Annotated in this window: 15 protein-coding genes and 1 tRNA gene; 3 read left to right on the plus strand and 13 right to left on the minus strand. The window is 66.2% G+C overall.

From position 1 onward, the window contains the following. Positions 1 to 32 precede the first annotated feature (32 nt). A complete protein-coding gene (locus tag KTJ87_RS01130; protein ID WP_267137223.1) occupies positions 33 to 998 on the minus strand; it encodes an NAD(P)H-binding protein in 966 nt (321 codons plus the stop codon). Positions 999 to 1160: 162 nt separating this feature from the next. Between KTJ87_RS01130 and KTJ87_RS01135 the strand changes: the two genes are divergently transcribed. Then, positions 1161 to 1775, plus strand: a complete 615-nt coding sequence (locus KTJ87_RS01135) for a TetR/AcrR family transcriptional regulator (RefSeq protein WP_267137224.1) — start codon at positions 1161 to 1163, stop codon at positions 1773 to 1775. 55 nt (positions 1776 to 1830) lie between these two features. Here the strand turns inward: KTJ87_RS01135 and KTJ87_RS01140 are convergent. The 4 genes from KTJ87_RS01140 to KTJ87_RS01155 all read right to left on the minus strand — a co-directional run bounded on the left by KTJ87_RS01140 (position 1831) and on the right by KTJ87_RS01155 (position 5110). Next, positions 1831 to 1905: transfer RNA gene (locus KTJ87_RS01140), tRNA-Gln, on the minus strand. Positions 1906 to 1972: 67 nt separating this feature from the next. Beyond that, positions 1973 to 2803 (minus strand): 3-deoxy-8-phosphooctulonate synthase, encoded by an 831-nt coding sequence (kdsA, locus tag KTJ87_RS01145; protein ID WP_267137225.1) that lies wholly within the window; start codon positions 2801 to 2803, stop codon positions 1973 to 1975. Between the two features lie 2 nt (positions 2804 to 2805). Next, a complete protein-coding gene (locus tag KTJ87_RS01150) occupies positions 2806 to 4473 on the minus strand; it encodes a capsule biosynthesis protein (protein WP_267137226.1) in 1668 nt (555 codons plus the stop codon). Next, complete coding sequence (locus tag KTJ87_RS01155) at positions 4457 to 5110, minus strand: ABC transporter ATP-binding protein (RefSeq protein ID WP_267137911.1); 654 nt, start codon at positions 5108 to 5110, stop codon at positions 4457 to 4459. Before KTJ87_RS01155 ends, KTJ87_RS01150 begins: the two co-directional genes overlap by 17 nt. A 223-nt stretch (positions 5111 to 5333) precedes the next feature. Between KTJ87_RS01155 and KTJ87_RS01160 the strand changes: the two genes are divergently transcribed. Together KTJ87_RS01160 and KTJ87_RS01165 are read left to right on the plus strand one after the other, a co-directional pair. Continuing rightward, entirely contained in the window at positions 5334 to 5936 is a 603-nt protein-coding gene (locus tag KTJ87_RS01160; protein WP_267137227.1) for a uracil-DNA glycosylase family protein, read from the plus strand. Continuing rightward, positions 5933 to 6712 (plus strand): SseB family protein, encoded by a 780-nt coding sequence (locus tag KTJ87_RS01165; RefSeq protein ID WP_267137228.1) that lies wholly within the window; start codon positions 5933 to 5935, stop codon positions 6710 to 6712. Before KTJ87_RS01160 ends, KTJ87_RS01165 begins: the two co-directional genes overlap by 4 nt. A 68-nt stretch (positions 6713 to 6780) precedes the next feature. Here KTJ87_RS01165 and KTJ87_RS01170 read toward each other — a convergent pair whose 3' ends face one another. The 8 genes from KTJ87_RS01170 to KTJ87_RS01205 all read right to left on the minus strand — a co-directional run bounded on the left by KTJ87_RS01170 (position 6781) and on the right by KTJ87_RS01205 (position 15580). Next, a complete protein-coding gene (locus KTJ87_RS01170; RefSeq protein ID WP_267137229.1) occupies positions 6781 to 7716 on the minus strand; it encodes a 2-hydroxyacid dehydrogenase in 936 nt (311 codons plus the stop codon). After that, the gene (gene rodA / locus KTJ87_RS01175) at positions 7713 to 8861 is read right to left on the minus strand and encodes a rod shape-determining protein RodA (protein ID WP_267137230.1); all 1149 of its coding nucleotides are present in this window, start codon (positions 8859 to 8861) and stop codon (positions 7713 to 7715) included. Before rodA ends, KTJ87_RS01170 begins: the two co-directional genes overlap by 4 nt. Then, entirely contained in the window at positions 8858 to 10795 is a 1938-nt protein-coding gene (gene mrdA, locus KTJ87_RS01180) for a penicillin-binding protein 2 (protein ID WP_267137231.1), read from the minus strand. The genes rodA and mrdA overlap by 4 nt, the downstream gene beginning before the upstream one ends. After that, positions 10792 to 11328 (minus strand): rod shape-determining protein MreD, encoded by a 537-nt coding sequence (locus KTJ87_RS01185; RefSeq protein WP_267137232.1) that lies wholly within the window; start codon positions 11326 to 11328, stop codon positions 10792 to 10794. The genes mrdA and KTJ87_RS01185 overlap by 4 nt, the downstream gene beginning before the upstream one ends. Beyond that, a complete protein-coding gene (gene mreC / locus KTJ87_RS01190; protein WP_267137233.1) occupies positions 11321 to 12229 on the minus strand; it encodes a rod shape-determining protein MreC in 909 nt (302 codons plus the stop codon). The genes KTJ87_RS01185 and mreC overlap by 8 nt, the downstream gene beginning before the upstream one ends. Before the next feature lie 77 nt (positions 12230 to 12306). Next, positions 12307 to 13344 carry a rod shape-determining protein gene (locus tag KTJ87_RS01195; protein ID WP_267137234.1) on the minus strand — a complete coding sequence of 346 codons (1038 nt, stop codon included), beginning with the start codon at positions 13342 to 13344 and terminating at the stop codon, positions 12307 to 12309. Positions 13345 to 13506: 162 nt separating this feature from the next. Then, complete coding sequence (locus KTJ87_RS01200) at positions 13507 to 13818, minus strand: hypothetical protein (protein ID WP_267137235.1); 312 nt, start codon at positions 13816 to 13818, stop codon at positions 13507 to 13509. A 196-nt stretch (positions 13819 to 14014) separates the two neighbouring features. Further along, on the minus strand, positions 14015 to 15580 hold the full coding sequence (locus KTJ87_RS01205) for a 2-isopropylmalate synthase (RefSeq protein WP_267137236.1): 1566 nt from the start codon (positions 15578 to 15580) through the stop codon (positions 14015 to 14017). Between the last annotated feature and the right edge of the window lie 178 nt (positions 15581 to 15758).

Consider the following 15758-nt stretch of genomic DNA (forward strand, 5'->3'; position numbering starts at 1 on the left):
TGTCCCGCCTTCGTCCGCGCCGCCCCCTCAATTCAGAACACCGCGTGTTCGCCAAGGTCTACCTCTGCCTCGCCGCGCAGCACCGCCGCGTAGTGATCGCGCAGAGTGTCGGTGCCGAAGGACGGCGTAGCCTCTGCATCATATCGCGCCGCTTGCGCATCCCAGACCAGCATTGACTGCGTGGCATAGTAGCGCCCGATCCGCGCCAGGTCTGCCTTGGCGCGCAGGCGCGGCGACAGCGCGCCGCCCACACGCAGCCCGCCGATGATCGCGTTCATCATGGCCACGGGCACATGGCGCAACCGCTGCGGCGCCCCCAACAGGTCGAACAGCATCTCTGCCTGATCCAGGGGCGTGATCGCCGGACCCGGGCCGCCGATGGGCAGCACGCGGTTCCGGCGGTCCACCCGCGACACGCAATCGGCCATGTAGCGCCCAAGGTCGCGGTCACTGATCGGCTTGCAGGCCGTCAGCCTTCCGTCGCCAAACACGAGGAACGGCTTGCCGTCGCGCACCCGCGCGATCTGGCCGGACAGCGACTTGAAATAGGCGGTGGGCCTGACGATGGACCAGGTCAGGCGCGAGGCCATCAGCCTGTTCTCGAAGGCGAGTTTGGCCTTCTGGAAGGCAAGCTCAGGCCGCTGCACACAGATCGCCGACAGAAGGACGAAGGTGCTGACCCCGGCATCCTCGGCCAGCTCCAGCGCGCTGACATGCGCATCATGGTCGATCGCCCAGGCGTCCTGCGGTGCGCCGCTGCGCGAGGCAAGGCACGACACGATGGCATCGACGCGCCCCGTCTGCGCGATCAGCGCGGCCAGGGCGGTGCGGTCGGTGACATCGCACTGGGGTTGCTCGGCGCTGTCCGGCAGGTCTGGCGCGATGCGGCGCACCGGGCAGATCACCCGGTGCCCGCCCAGCACAAGGGCCGCCGTCGTGGCCCGCCCGATGGTCCCGGTCGCGCCCAGCACAAGGATGGTCCGTGTCTCTGCGGTCATGGCGCGCGGTATCCCAAGTGTGTTGCGTGTCGCCCGCTGTGGCCTGCAAGAGCGCCGATCCGCGCCGACCTTGTCAACCGTAAGCACGTCTCAGGGCCGGTGTTGCGCGAACGGGCGACAGGAACTAGCGTTCCAGGTGTCGATTTCGGGTCAAGGTATGCCATGAACGCCCCCCTTACCAAGACCAGACCGCGCGGACGCCCGCGCGGCTACGACGCGACCGAAGCTCTGGACGCGGCGATGCGCGTCTTCTGGGCCGAAGGATACGCGGCGGCGTCGATCGACACGCTGTGCCTGAAGACCGGGTTGTCGCGCGCGAGCCTCTACCGGGAATTCCAGGACAAGGAAAACCTGTTCCTGTCTGCCGTCGGGCACTACGTCGAGACCCGGGTGGCCACGGTGCACGCGGCTTTGGGGCCGTCCGGCCCGCTCGACGCCGATCTTGCCGCGTTCTTTGCCGAAATCGTTGCCTTGGCGACGCGTGATCCCGAAACGCCGGGATGCCTCGTGACCTGTGCGCTGGCCGACGCGGCGGGCGCGAACACCACATTCCGCGACCTGCTCGACCTGCGGTTCCGCACCATCGAGAACAAGATCGAGCGCCGCCTTGCTGCCGACCCGGAGCGTTGCGCCTCGGACGACCTGCGGGCGCTTGCGGGGATGATCGCGGCGGTGGCGCGCGGCATCACGCTTAGCGCGCGGTCCGGTGCACCGGCCTGCACGTTGAATGCGGTCGCCCGCGTTGCAGTCGGCACGGTCATCCGGCAACCCGGCTAGAGCGTGGTGTCGCCGACGCGCGCGAGCGCCCGCGTGGTCTTGATGCGGAAAGAAGTGGCTGGGGTGGTAGGATTCGAACCTACGGTACACGGTACCAAAAACCGATGCCTTACCACTTGGCTACACCCCAACGGTGGCGGGGGTGATACGCCGGGATTCGTCTGGCTGCAAGTCCCGGCTCGCGGAAAAATGCAGGCTTACAGCCGCAGCGGAGCGGCCTTGGCCAGACGGTCGAAATCCATCAACGACGCGATCAGCGCGGGCATCTCGGCAAGCGCGATCATGTTCGCTCCGTCAGATGGCGCGCTGTCCGGATCTTCGTGTGTTTCCAGAAAGACGCCGGCGATGCCCAGCGACACCGCCGCGCGGGCCAGCATCGGCGCAAAGCGCCTGTCGCCCCCCGTGCCGGTCCCTGCGCTGCCGGGGGTCTGCACCGCGTGCGTGGCGTCCATCACCACCGGCCAACCGGTTTGCGCCATGACCGGCAGGCCGCGCATGTCGGCCACCAGCGCGTTGTAGCCAAAGGACGACCCGCGCTCGGTCAGGACGATGCCGCCCGCCTGTGCCGCCTCTAGCTTGGTCACGACGGCGGCCATGTCCCAGGGCGACAGGAACTGTCCCTTCTTGACGTTGACCGGCCGCCCCGTTCCTGCAGCCGCCATCAGAAGATCGGTCTGGCGGCACAGGAACGCGGGGATCTGGATCAGGTCGACCACGCTCGCAACTTCGGGGCATTGCACGGCGTCGTGCACATCCGTCGTCACCGGAATGCCCATCGCGCGCACCGAGGCCAGCATCGCAAGCCCCGCGTCCAGTCCCGGCCCCCGCGCCGATGCGCCGCTGGTGCGGTTCGCCTTGTCGAAGCTGGCCTTGAACACCAGCCCGGCGCCCGCCGCGCGGCAGGCCTCGGCCAGTGTTCCGGCGATCATCTGAGCGTGGTCCGCGCCCTGCAACTGGCACGGCCCCGCGATCAGCGTCAGAGCGCGGTCGTTGCCAAGGCTCACCCCGCCGACATCGACGGACTGCATGGTCAGGACGACACCTGCTCGCGCAGGATCGAGGCGGTCAGCGACACCATCAGGTAGATGCCTGCGAAGATCAGCAGTGCCAGAACGGTGTTCTCCAGCTTGCGCGGATAGGTCGCCTCGTCCGGGGCGACCGGGGACACGCCCATCGACAGATAGCGCGTCTGGCGGTTCGCCTCGATCCGGGCGCTCTCCATCTGTTGCAGCGCCTGCGTCAGCAGCAGTTGCCGGGTCTGCAATTCGCTTTCCGCGATCCGGAGCTGGCCCGTGACCTGCGCCATAGAGTTGCCCGGCGTGGTGGAATTGGTCAGCTGGCTGCGCAAATCGGCGACAAGGGCGTCCAGCCGTTCGATGTCGCTGCGGACCCCGTCGACACGCGCCTGGTTGGGGCGCGGGTTGCTTAGAAGCTGGCTCAGCTGCAACTGCTTTTCCTGCGCCTGCGTCTCGAACCGCGCCACCTGTGTCATGATGGTCGAGCTTTCGGCCATCGGGTCGAAGACACCCAGCCGTTCCTGCAGATCCTGAACGCGCTGCTGTGCGGCCAGCACCTTGGCCTCGGCCTCTTCAAAACCTTCGCGCGCGCCGCGCATCTGGTCTTCGCGCAGGCGCTGGGTCAACTGGTCGACCTGTTCCTCGGCATAATCGACAAGCTGGCGCGCGAACTGCTCGCTCAGGTCGGGATCGGCGGCGGTGATTGCCAGCTTGATGACGCCTTCGGTCGGATCGTATCCGATCTTGACCGCCTTCTGGTAGACATCGAAGGCGTCTTCCATCGAGGCCTCGGGGTCGAGACGCTGAAGCGGGTCGATCGCCGGGTCCTCGAAATGGGCGCGAAAATCGAGGTCTTTGTTCAGGCGCAGCATCGCCTCGCGTGATTGCAGATAGCCCTGCACGGTGATCGAATCCTGCGAGGTGGCAAATCCGGTGCCCGACAACAGGCCGCCAAGCCCGCCGGTGCTTTGGGGTTCGGCCTGCTGGATCACGAATTCGGTCTTGGTCTCGAACATCGGCGTCGCGATGTTGTAGTAGTAATACCCCACCAGGAGCGTCGGCAGGCCCACGAAGAACGCAAGACGCGCGCCAAGCTGCGCCAGCTTGCGGCGACGACGCCGCGCGATATCGCGCTGCATCCGGATGATTTCCTTGGCACGCTCGTCGCGGCCCAGAACCTCGGTCGAGGGCAGTTGCGGCTGCTGGCGGACCGTCTGCGGCAGGTTGGGCGTGACGGGTGCGTCCTGCCGTGACTGGTTCGACACCAGTTCCAGCATGTTGGCGCGGTCGAACGGGTCGATCCCGCGTTCGCGAAGCTGCTTGACCGCGTCGAAATCCGACATCGGGGCAAGCCCGTGTTTCTGTGCCACGCGCCGCGCCATGCGCAGTTGCCGACCGGTCAGCCCCTCGCGGCGGATCGCGTCAAGATCGGTTTCGCTCGGTTGCGGGGCGTGGGGCGGTTCCGGCGCGCGTTGAGAGGGCGCGGCGCGGCGCGCGGTCGGAAAGCTTTGCGTGCCAAAGCCGTCGTCGTCCTGATCGAAGATGCCGTGCGACTGAGGCTGGCGCGGCGGTGCGGCAGGCGGGCGTGCGGGCGTGACCGTGCGCTCGTCGCCAGAGGGTGTCGACGCGGCGGGGGCGTTCCGGCGAATTCGGAATTTCTTGGCCTTAGGCTTGATAGTCATAAAGTGCCTTCGCCTCTTCCAGACTGTCGAACATGTGCAGTTTACCGTCGCGCAGCACCGCAGCACAACTCACGAGCTTTTCAAGTGTCTTGGCCTGGTGCGACACGACCACGACCGTCCGGTTTTCCAGCCGCTCTCGCAGGATGTCCCCGGCTTTCTTGTTGAATTCCACATCGGTGGAATTCGGCATGCCTTCGTCGATGAGATACAGGTCGAAATCCAGCACCAGAAGCAGCGCGAAGCTGAGCCGCGAGCGCATGCCGGTCGAATAGGTCGCCACCGGCATGTCGAAGTATTCGTCCAGCCCGCAGACCCAGCGGCAGAACGCCTCGACGTAATCGGGATCAAGCCCGTAGAGCCGCGCGATGTAGCGCACGTTTTCCTTGGCGTCGTGCTTGCTGTTGAGCCCGCCCATGAACCCCAGCGGGAATGACACCCGGCCATAGCGGCGCACGGTGCCTTCGTCGGGTTTCTCAAGGCCGGACATCATGTTGACGATCGTGCTCTTGCCGGTGCCGTTGGGCGCAAGGATGCCGAACGACCGCCCGGCCTCGACATGGAACGACGCACGGTCAAGGATCACCTTGCGGCGTTGTCCCGTCCAGAACGACTTGCTCACGTTTTCGAACTCGAGCAGCGTTTTCATCGCGGCCAATGCCTCAAGCCAGTTGGATCCAGTGTTGCCGGATTTCTGTTAATGGCCGTTTATGCAGCGCATTTTAGACAAGATTATGTCCGATCGATTGGTGCCGGTCCACGGTTTTCGGCCGCAACGGTGTCGCAGCGGCACTTCGCAGCCGCTTGCCGCCTCGGGTTCCCGCGATTTGCGCATCCTCGCCCCGCATCCTATCTGGCGGGGTGTGTCCGATCTGTCCCGCCTCAAACGTGATCTCGCTGCCTGCCGCCTGTGCGAGGACCGCTTCGCCGCGACCGCCACCCGGCATGCGCCGAACCCAGTGGTGTGGTTCGACAGCGGCGCGCGCCTTCTGATCGCGGGACAGGCGCCGGGGCTGCGCGTTCACCAAAGCGGCACGCCGTTTCTCGATGCTTCGGGCAAGCGCTTGCGGGGTTGGCTTGGGATCGACGAGGCGACGTTCTACGACCGCTCCCGCGTTGCCATCGTGCCGATGGCCTTCTGCTTTCCGGGGTATGACGCCAAGGGGGCGGATCTGCCGCCGCCGCGGATTTGCGCCCAAACCTGGCGCGCCCGCATCCTCGACGCACTGCCGGACGCCGACCTGACCCTTCTGATCGGCGGCCATGCGCAGAAATGGCATCTTGGGCCGGCCGCGCGGGGCGGTGTCACCCGGACCGTTGCCGCATGGCGCGACCATGCGCCCACCGTGTTCCCCTTGCCCCACCCGTCCTGGCGCAATACCGGGTGGCTCAAGCGGAACCCGTGGTTCGAGACCGATCTTGTCCCCGCGCTCCGCACCCGCGTGACAGAGGTGCTGGCCAGATGAGCGATACCCCGATCGACCGCGCCCATGCCGCGATGCGCGCCGCGCCTGATGACGATGCCGCCCGGCTGAAGTTCTACGAACGCCTTGCAGATGCCGAGTTGTTCCTCTTGCTCACCGAAGAGCCGAAAGGCGACGACATCTCGCCTGAGATCGCCGAGACAGGCGATGGTCCGTTCCTGCTCGCCTTCGACCGAGAGGACCGGCTGTCGGGCTTCGCGCGCCGCGCCGCGCCCATGGCGGCGCTGTCGGGGCGTGTGCTGGCGCAGATGATCACGGGGCAGGGCTATGGCATCGCGCTGAACCTCGACGCTGCGTCCGAGGAGCTGGTGGCGCCCGCCGCCGTCGACTGGCTGGCTGCGACCCTCGCAGCGCGCCCTGCCGAGATCGCGGCGCGCCCGTCCGAACTGCGCGCGCCCGCCGGCCTGCCGGAACGCCTGATCGAGGCGCTGGACCAGAAGCTGAGCGCCGCCGAGGGGCTGGCCCGTCTCGCGCTCCTGGCGGCTGTCACCTATGACGACGGGCGGGGCGGGCACATGCTGGCCTTCGTCGATGCCGCGCGCGGCGCCGAAGATGCGCTGGCACAGGCGACAGGCGAGGCGCTAACCTTCTCGGGCCTCGATGCGGCAGAACTCGATGTCGCCTTTTTCGCGTCGGGCGATCCGATCACCGAACGGCTGGCCCGCGTCGCCCTGCGCTTCGACTTGCCGGTGCCAGCGATGCCGGAACCCCTGCAAGCGCCCGGAAGCGATCCGTCGCGCCCCCCAAAGCTCCGCTAAGCCCCGTTCATCTTTGGTCCAAAAATACCTCCGGGGGGTCTGGGGGGCAGAGCCCCCCAGCGCCGGGATCAATACCCTGCGTCGCGGTCCACCTCGAACAGGAACGACTCTCCCGCCTCGCCGCGCCGCACGTTCTCGGCAATGACACGGGCGGCGGATGCGGGCCGGGTTTCCGAAGCGATATGCGGCGTTACCGTCACGCGCGGATGCGCCCAGTAGGGGTGTTCGGGGGGCAGCGGTTCGTCGCGGAACACGTCCAGCGTGGCATGGCCGATCTGGCCGGAGTCCAGCGCCGCCAAGAGCGCGTCATCGTCGATCAGCGGTCCGCGCGCGGGATTCACGATCATCGCGCCGCGCGGCATCCGGGCCAGCGTGCCCGCGTCGATCACGTTCTCGGTATGGGGCGTCAGCGGCATCAGCAGCACCAGGATCTCCGCCCGCTCCAGCACAGCGGACAGCCCGTCGTCGCCGCTGTGGCAGGCGATGCCGGGGATGTCCTTTTGCGACCGGCTCCACCCGGCGACATCGAACCTCAGGGCAGCCAGTGCCTCGGCGCAGGCGCGGCCCAGGGCGCCGAGCCCGAGCACGCCAACCCGGCGGTCACGGGCCAGCGGAGGGATGATCCCGTTGCGCCAGACGCCGTCCTGCCCGTTGATATGCGCGTCGATGCCAAGATGATGGCGCAGGACATGGCCGGTGACCCACTCGATCATGCCTTCCTCCAGACCGGAATCGACCATGCGGCACAAGGGTTGGGTCAGCGTGCGGCTGCCGACGATCTTCTCGACCCCGGCCCACAGGTTCAGCACCGCCTTGGTGCGGGTGTAGGGGGTGAAGTCGTCGATCGGCCCGTTCGGCGCAAAGACGATGTAGTCGACCGTGTCCGGCGGATGGTTCAGCGACAGGTCTGCGTCGATGCCTGCCTCGGCAAAAGCCTCATCAAGCGGCGCGCGATATTGCTCCCACCGGGTCTCGCCCGCGGCGAACAGGACGTTGACGGTCATGTCTTGTTCCTTGGCTTGTGGACATGGGCGCTTTGCACCAGCCCGAAGGCCAGCAGCAGCACCATCATCGCTGACCCGCCATAGCTGACCAGCGGCAGCGGCACGCCGACCACCGGCGCCATGCCCATCACCATCGACATGTTGACCGCGAAGAACAGAAAGAACGTCGCCGCGATGCCAAGGGACAAGAGCGCCGAATAGCGGTCCTTCATCGACAGGGCCGCCGCAATGCAGAACACCACGATCAGCGCGTAGAGGATCAGCAGCGACGCCCCACCGACAAAGCCGAATTCCTCGGCCAGCGTCGTGAAGATGAAATCGGTGTGCTTCTCGGGCAGGAAGTTCAGCCGCGACTGGGTGCCCTCCATGAAGCCGCGCCCGGCCCAGCCGCCCGATCCCAGCGCGATCTTGGACTGGGTGATGTGATACCCGGCGCCCAGCGGATCGCTGGCCGGATCGAGAAAGGTGTCGATGCGGCGATACTGGTAGTCCTTGAGCAGTTGCCAGGGCGTTCCCCGCGACGACAGCACGGCGGTGACCAGCCCGGCGCCCGCGCCGCTGACCACCGCGAAATAAAGCCAGTGGACGCCCGCGATGAACATCACGATCCCGCCGCCCGACAGCAGAAGGATCGCGGTGCCAAGGTCAGGCTGGCGGAGCACCAGCGCCACCGGCATCAGAATGATAAGCACCGGAACCAGCACCCACAGGGGGCGCGACACCTTCTTGACGTCGAGCCAGTCGTAGTAGCTGGCCAGCACCATGATCAGCGTGATCTTGGTCAACTCGGACGGTTGCAGCCGCATGAAGCCAAGGTTGATCCAGCGCTGGGCGCCCATCCCGGTCGCGCCGAAGAATTCCACGATCAGAAGCAGCAGCAGCGAGACACCGAAGGCAACGCCGGACAGGTTGCGCCAGAACCAGATCGGCACCATCGCCACGACCAGCATCAACCCCAGCCCCATGCCGAAGCGGATCATCTGCGGCTCGGCCCAGCGGCCCAGATTGCCGCCCGCGACCGAGTAGAGCATCATGAAGCCGATCGCCGCCACGCAGGCCGGCAACAGGATCAGCGGCCAGTTGAGATACAGCAGCTTGCGCAGGCCGGTCGGAACCCGCTGGACGGAATATTCAAGATAACTCATGCGCGGGTTGGCCCCTCGCCCGGCCGCGCGTGCTGCGGCAGGGTGCGTTGGCGTTCCTCGATCTCGCGGCGCTGGGTCGAGGGGTAGGCCTCGAGCGGCGGGGTGCCGCCATAAAGCGCCTGAAGCATGATGTCGCGCGCGATGGGCGCGGCCGTCGCCGACCCGCCGCCGCCATGCTCGACGACCACGGACACGGCATATTTCGGCTGCTCGTAGGGGGCGAAACTGACGAACAGCGCGTGGTCGCGGCGCTCCCAAGGGAGATCCTCGTTGCGGAACACGCCGCGCGCGCGCTCTGCGGCGCTGATGTTGCGGACCTGGCTCGTACCGGTCTTGCCGGCCATGCGCAGCTCGGCCGCCTCGATCCGGCTTCCAAAGGCGGTGCCCGTGCGATTGTTGGACACCGAATACATCCCGCGCCGGATCAGCCGCAGGAACCCTTCGTCTATGTCCAGCGGACCGGTCGACCGTAGCGGCTGCTCGACACCGTCGACGGTTTTTATCAGGCGGGGGGAGATGCCGTTGCCGCTGGCCAGCCGGGCGGTCATCACCGCCAGTTGCAGCGGCGAGGCCAACACATAGCCTTGACCGATCCCCGCGTTCAGGCTGTCGCCGATCACCCACTCGGCGCCCCGGTTCTCGCGCTTCCACTGCTTGTCGGGGGTCAGACCGGCCGCGACGGCGGACAGCGGAACATCATGGCGCTCGCCGATGCCCAGCTTGCGCGCCATCGCCGCGATCTTCTCGATCCCGACGCGCTGCGCGATGTCGTAATAATAGACGTCGCAGGACTGGCTGAGCGAGTTCATCAGGTCGATCGCACCATGCCCGCCGCCCTTCCAGCAGTGGAACCGGCGCCCGCCAACCTCGGCGTGACCGGGGCAATACACGGTTTCCTCGGGCTGGATCACGCCGTCTTCCAGCGCGGCCAATGCAGTCACCATCTTGAAGGTCGAGCCGGGCGGATAGATGCCCTGCACCGCCTTGTTGGCGAGCGGGCGATAAAGATTGTCCGTCAGAAGACTGTAGTCGGCCGACGAGATGCCGCGGATGAACTTGTTGGGATCATAGCTGGGCGATGAGGCCAACGCGACGATATCGCCGGTCTCGGTGTCCAGAACCACGGCGCTGGCGCTTTCGCCGCCAAGCCGGGCCAGCGCGTAGTTCTGCAGTTCGGCATCGACCGTTAGCTGGAAATTGTCGCCCGGCGTGCCCTCTTGCCGGTCGAGTTCGCGCATGATGCGGCCGACGGCGTTCACCTCGATCCGGCGGGTGCCCGCCTTGCCGCGCAGATCATCCTCTTGCCTGGCCTCGACCCCGGTCTTGCCGATCTGGTATTTCGGGATCAGCAGCAGGGGATCGGGGTCCTGGATGCGGCCAAGGTCGTAGTCGCTGACGGGCCCGACATACCCGACGATATGCGCGAAATCGGCGCCGCGCGGATAATGCCGTGACAGGCCAACCTCGGGGTTCACGCCGGGCAGGGCGGGGGCATTCACCGCAACCTCGGCGGTGTCCTCCCAGCTGAGCCGGTCGGCGATGGTCACGGGCACGAAGGGGCTGCGGCGGCGCGCCTCGGCCTTGGCGCGCTCGATATCCTCGGGGGTCATCGGGATCAGCCGTGCTAGCCGCTCGATCACCTCGTCCACGTCGCCGGCGTCCTCGGGCACAAGGACAATACGGTAGTTGCTTTCGTTCTCGGCCAGCGGAACGCCGTTGCGATCGAAGATCAGGCCGCGTGCAGGGGGAAGAAGGCGGATATTGACCCGGTTCTCCTCGGCCAGCAGGCGGAACTGGTCCGCCTGATCGACCTGCAGAAACCGCATCCGTGCCGCCAGAAGGCCCATGAAGCCCACCATCGCGCCGCCAAGCACCAGCCCGCGCCGGGTGATCATGCGCGACGATGCCTCAAGATCCTTGGGCGTGCGTCTCATAGCCGGGCCTCCAGCGCGTCCTCGGTCGGGGACATCTTGCGGACCCCAAGACCAAGATGGCTTATCAGGACGACGACCGGGTAAGCCACGATGGTGGTGAGGAACTGAAGCAGCGTAAGCCGGACCGGCACCTGATCGACCAGCAGAAGCGACAACACCAGCCGGTCCGCAAGTGAGATGGTAAGGATGGTGGCCGCGACCATCAGCATCTCGTTGCCGAAGGTCAGCTCTCCGCCGCCGTTGTCGTGGTTGCGCAGGTATTCCGACGCCAGCACCACCAGCGCAGCCCATAGCCCGGGCGGACGCATGAACATCAGGTCCGCCACCAGGAACATGGCAGCGATCAGCAGCACCGGAACCCAGCGCGGACGGCGCAGCACCCAGGCAAAGGTGACGCAAAGCATCAGGTCGGGGCCCGGGATCGTCCCGGCCTGCAGGTCGATCGGAAGGATGTTGTAGATCATCAGCCCAAGACAGATCGCCACGTACAGCGCGGCATAGCCGATGCGGCGCAGGGTGCGCGGATCAACCATCGGTGGCCTCCGTCGTCAGGCTCTCGATCAGCAGCGCTGCGCCCTCCGGTGCCAAAAGGCTGCCAGGATCGGTGATCGGCTCTTTCGGCATCGCCCGCAACACGCGAAGGAAATCCAGCCGTTCATAATCAGCCGCAAGCCGGGCGCGATAACGTCCGTCCGGCGCCCGCGCCACTTGTCCCACCGCGATTCCCGCCGGGAACACGCTGCCATCGCCCGAGGTCACGATCCTGTCGCCCGGACGGATCTGGTCGTCGTCCTCGATGAAGTCGAGCAGCGGAAGCTTGGTGTTGTCGCCCGATACCAGCGCGCGCTGGCCCGAGGGCTGAATCGTCACCGGAACGCGGCTGTTGGAATCGGTCAGCAAGACGACGCGCGCGGTATTCTCGCCCACGCCCGCGATCCGCCCGACAAGGCCAAGCCCGTCCGTCGTCGCCCAGCCATCGACGATCCCGTCGCGGCGCCCCACGTTCAGAAGGACCGACTGCCGGAACGGCGATCCCGCATCGGCAAGGACGATTCCGGTAACATGGGTCAGCTTGGGATCAAGCCGCACCTTGTTGAGATCAAGAAGCTTGGCGTTCTGCTGTTCAAGCTGCAGCGCGGCCTCTTTCCAGGCCTTCATCTGCTGCAATTCGCGTCGAAGCTGCTGGTTTTGCTCGTAGATCCGGGAATAGGACTGGAAATCCTGCACCATCCCGGCGGCAAAGCTCACCGGCGCCATCGCCCAGTCGAAGGACGGCACCACGCGGTCGACCAGCGCCATGCGGAACCGTTCGACGCGCGGGCTGTCGATCCGCCACAGAAGGAAGGTCGCAAGCAGCACAAGAACGACAAGTCCGGTCAGGATGCGCCTGATCGGACGTCCGTAGTTCTCGCCTGTGCCTCGGTCTCGTGCCACGGCTTGCTCCGAACCGTCCTCGGGTTCTTGTTGGGCGTCCCTCGCCCCGACAGGTGCTTGCGGGCCTTTGCGGCCTCTCAGCTGTCGTAGTCTATAACGTGCCGCAGTTGTTTTTCATATTCCAGTGCCTTGCCGGTGCCGAGCGCCACACAATTCAGCGACTCGTCCGCCACCGAGATCGCAAGGCCGGTCTGTTCGCGCAGCGCCAGGTCCAGTTCGCCCAAAAGCGCGCCGCCGCCGGTCAGCATCACGCCGCGGTCGACGATATCGGCCGCCAGATCAGGCGGCGTCGCCTCGAGCGCGGTCATCACCGCCTCGCAGATCTGCTGCACGGTTTCCGACAGCGCCTCGGCGACCTGGGCCTGGTTGATCTCGGTTTCCTTCGGCACGCCATTGAGCAGATCGCGGCCGCGGATCTGCATCGACGCCCCGCGCCCGTCATCGGGCATCCGCGCCGTGCCGATCGAGGTCTTGATGCGTTCGGCGGTGGCCTCGCCGATCAGAAGGTTCTGCTGGCGGCGCAGGTAGCTGATGATCGCCTCGTCCATGCGGTCGCCGCCGACCCGGATCGAGCGGGCATAGACGATGTCGCCCAGCGACAGGACGGCGACCTCGGTGGTGCCGCCGCCGATGTCGACGACCATGCTGCCGGTGGGATCGGTGATCGGCATGCCTGCGCCGATTGCGGCGGCGATGGGCTCGGCGATAAGCCCGGCCCGGCGCGCGCCCGCCGACAGAACGGACTGCCGGATCGCACGCTTCTCGACGGGGGTGGCGCCATGCGGCACGCAAACGATGATCTTCGGCTTCGAGAAGGTCGTGCGCTTGTGTACCTTGCGGATGAAGTGCTTGATCATCTCCTCGGCCACATCGAAATCGGCGATGACACCCTCGCGCATCGGGCGGATCGCCTCGATGCTGCCGGGGGTGCGCCCCAACATCAGCTTGGCGTCCTCGCCCACGGCAAGCACCTGCTTCTTGCCGTCCTTGACGTGATAGGCGACGACCGAAGGCTCGTTCAGGATGATGCCGCGTCCCTTGACATAGACGAGCGTGTTCGCCGTGCCGAGGTCGATGGCCATGTCGGACGAGAACAAGCCGGAGATACTGAACATGTGCGGCGCTTTCGTTTGGGTCGTTCTGCTCGGGGCGCGCGTGATCGCGGCGCCTCGTAGACCATCGCGCGACTTATAGAAAGGGCGCGGCGCAAACGAAAGGGGCACGCGTGGTCAAATCAGCACGTTTTCGCCATCGGCTTGCCAGGGAACAGCGCCCGGTCACCCTGCCTGCTCAACGACCGCGCAGATCTCGGCGTCCCGAATCCGGTAGGTGAAGGGGGCGCGGCCGATGACCTCTGTGGCCGGATCGTTCGACAGCGCGATGACCGCCGAATTGGCATAGGCCATGCCGCCACCACTTTGAGCAACGAAGAACGCGAACAGCTGGTCCTCGGTCACGACACAGGCGGGGTCCGCTTTCGGATAATCTGTCTTGGCGTCCTGCGCAACGGCAGGGCCAAGGCCCACGAGGCTGAATGCGCCAGCTACGGAAAGATACCTGATCATTTGCCGATGCATGGTCCGGATCATGTGACACGTCCTTGAAGGAAAACTGTTCCGGGCACGGCAAGCCACGCGCCGTGATCCCGCGCGTGGCTTTACCATCTTTGGTCCACAAATACCTCCGGGGGGGTCGCCATTGTCGCGCCATTGGTCCGAGAGACAATGGCGACGGGGCAGAGCCCCCCAGCCGGATCGCCCCGGCCGAAGGCCAGGGCGACACCCCTCAGACCACGTCCTTGTAGGACACTTCCTTGGCGTCGCCGCCGGTCTTCGCCCGCCGGATCACCAGCCGGTTCAGCGCCATGATATAGGCCTTGGCCGAGGCGACGACGGTGTCGGTGTCCGCCGCCTGCCCGGTGGCGATCTTGCCGTCTTCCTCCATCCGCACGCTGACAGTGGCTTGCGCGTCCGTGCCTTCGGTCACCGCATGCACCTGGTAAAGCTGCAGGCTCGCGTGGTGCGGGAACAGTTTGGTCACGGCGTTGAACACCGCATCCACGGGGCCGTCGCCGGTGGCGGTCACTTGCTGGTCGGTGCCTCCCACGCTCAGCGTCAGGTCGGCCGATTGCGGCGCCTCGGTGCCGCAGATCACCCGCAGGAACTTGAGCTGCAGGTGATCGTCCCCCGCTGCGCCCGAATCCTGCACCAGGGCGACGAGATCCTCGTCGTAGACTTCCTTCTTGCGGTCGGCGAGGGTCTTGAACCGCACGAACACGTCCTGCAACTGGTTGTCCGCCAACTCGATACCAAGGTCGCGCAGTTTCGCGCGCAGCGCGGCCCGGCCGGAATGCTTGCCCATGACGAGGTTGGTGGCGCTGAGCCCGACATCCTCGGGGCGCATGATCTCGAACGTCTCGGCGTTCTTGAGCATGCCGTCCTGGTGGATGCCGGATTCGTGGGCAAAGGCGTTCTTGCCGACGATCGCCTTGTTGAACTGCACCGCGAACCCCGACACCGCCGCGACCCGGCGTGAGATGTTCATGATCTTCGTCGGATCGACGCCGGTGGTGTAGGGCATGATGTCGCCGCGCACGCGCAGCGCCATCACCACCTCTTCCAGCGCGGTGTTGCCCGCCCGCTCGCCAAGGCCGTTGATGGTGCATTCGATCTGCCGCGCGCCGCCCGCGACAGCGGCCAGCGCGTTGGCCGTCGCCATGCCAAGGTCGTTGTGGCAGTGAGTGGCAAAGACCACGTCCTCGGCGCCGTCCACTTCGGCGATCAGGCGGCGGATCAGGTCGGCCGATTCCACCGGCGCGGTATAGCCGACGGTGTCTGGGATGTTGATCGTCGTGGCGCCCGCCTTGATCGCGATGCCGACGACGCGCTTGAGATAGTCCCACTCGGTCCGTGTCGCATCCATCGGCGACCACTGCACGTTGTCGCACAGGTTGCGGGCGTGGGTCACTGTCTCGTGGATACGGTCGGCCATCTCGTCCATGGTCAGGTTCGGAATGGCGCGGTGCAGCGGCGAGGTGCCGATGAAGGTGTGGATGCGCGGGGATTTCGCGTGTTTCACGGCGTCCCAGCAGCGGTCGATGTCCTTGAGGTTCGCGCGCGCCAGACCGCAGATGGTGGAATTCTGGCTGCGCTTGGCGATCTCGCTGACGGCGGCGAAATCGCCTTCGGATGCGATGGGAAAGCCCGCCTCGATGATGTCGACGCCCATCTCGTCGAGAAGCTGCGCGATCTCGAGCTTTTCGCCGTGGGTCATGGTCGCGCCGGGCGACTGTTCGCCGTCACGCAAGGTGGTATCGAAGATCAGCACGCGATCTTTGGTCGTATCGGTCATTTGGGTGTTCCTTGTAGCCTTAGCCTTGGGGTCTCTGGCGCGGTCTCTCCTCCTCTGAGCGGTCGCGCCGAGACGGCACGCTCAGAGGCGGCTAAGGAGCAGCAGGCCACGCAGCGACAATGCCGCGCCGGAGCGCGTCAGGGTCGTGATATGGCCAAACCGTGTCATGGGGCGAAAG

Origin of the sequence: Anianabacter salinae, from assembly GCF_019061145.1 — a bacterium.
In the GTDB taxonomy this organism is placed as follows: Bacteria; Pseudomonadota; Alphaproteobacteria; order Rhodobacterales; family Rhodobacteraceae; genus Anianibacter; species Anianibacter salinarum.

Coding starts and splice junctions, on each gene's coding strand:
- KTJ87_RS01130 (WP_267137223.1), bottom strand. CDS start 998: ATGACCGCAGAGACACGGACCATCCTTGTGCTGGGCGCGACCGGGACC.
- KTJ87_RS01135 (WP_267137224.1), top strand. CDS start 1,161: ATGAACGCCCCCCTTACCAAGACCAGACCGCGCGGACGCCCGCGCGGC.
- kdsA (WP_267137225.1), bottom strand. CDS start 2,803: ATGCAGTCCGTCGATGTCGGCGGGGTGAGCCTTGGCAACGACCGCGCT.
- KTJ87_RS01150 (WP_267137226.1), bottom strand. CDS start 4,473: ATGACTATCAAGCCTAAGGCCAAGAAATTCCGAATTCGCCGGAACGCC.
- KTJ87_RS01165 (WP_267137228.1), top strand. CDS start 5,933: ATGAGCGATACCCCGATCGACCGCGCCCATGCCGCGATGCGCGCCGCG.
- KTJ87_RS01170 (WP_267137229.1), bottom strand. CDS start 7,716: ATGACCGTCAACGTCCTGTTCGCCGCGGGCGAGACCCGGTGGGAGCAA.
- rodA (WP_267137230.1), bottom strand. CDS start 8,861: ATGAGTTATCTTGAATATTCCGTCCAGCGGGTTCCGACCGGCCTGCGC.
- mrdA (WP_267137231.1), bottom strand. CDS start 10,795: ATGAGACGCACGCCCAAGGATCTTGAGGCATCGTCGCGCATGATCACC.
- KTJ87_RS01185 (WP_267137232.1), bottom strand. CDS start 11,328: ATGGTTGATCCGCGCACCCTGCGCCGCATCGGCTATGCCGCGCTGTAC.
- KTJ87_RS01195 (WP_267137234.1), bottom strand. CDS start 13,344: ATGTTCAGTATCTCCGGCTTGTTCTCGTCCGACATGGCCATCGACCTC.
- KTJ87_RS01200 (WP_267137235.1), bottom strand. CDS start 13,818: ATGATCCGGACCATGCATCGGCAAATGATCAGGTATCTTTCCGTAGCT.
- KTJ87_RS01205 (WP_267137236.1), bottom strand. CDS start 15,580: ATGACCGATACGACCAAAGATCGCGTGCTGATCTTCGATACCACCTTG.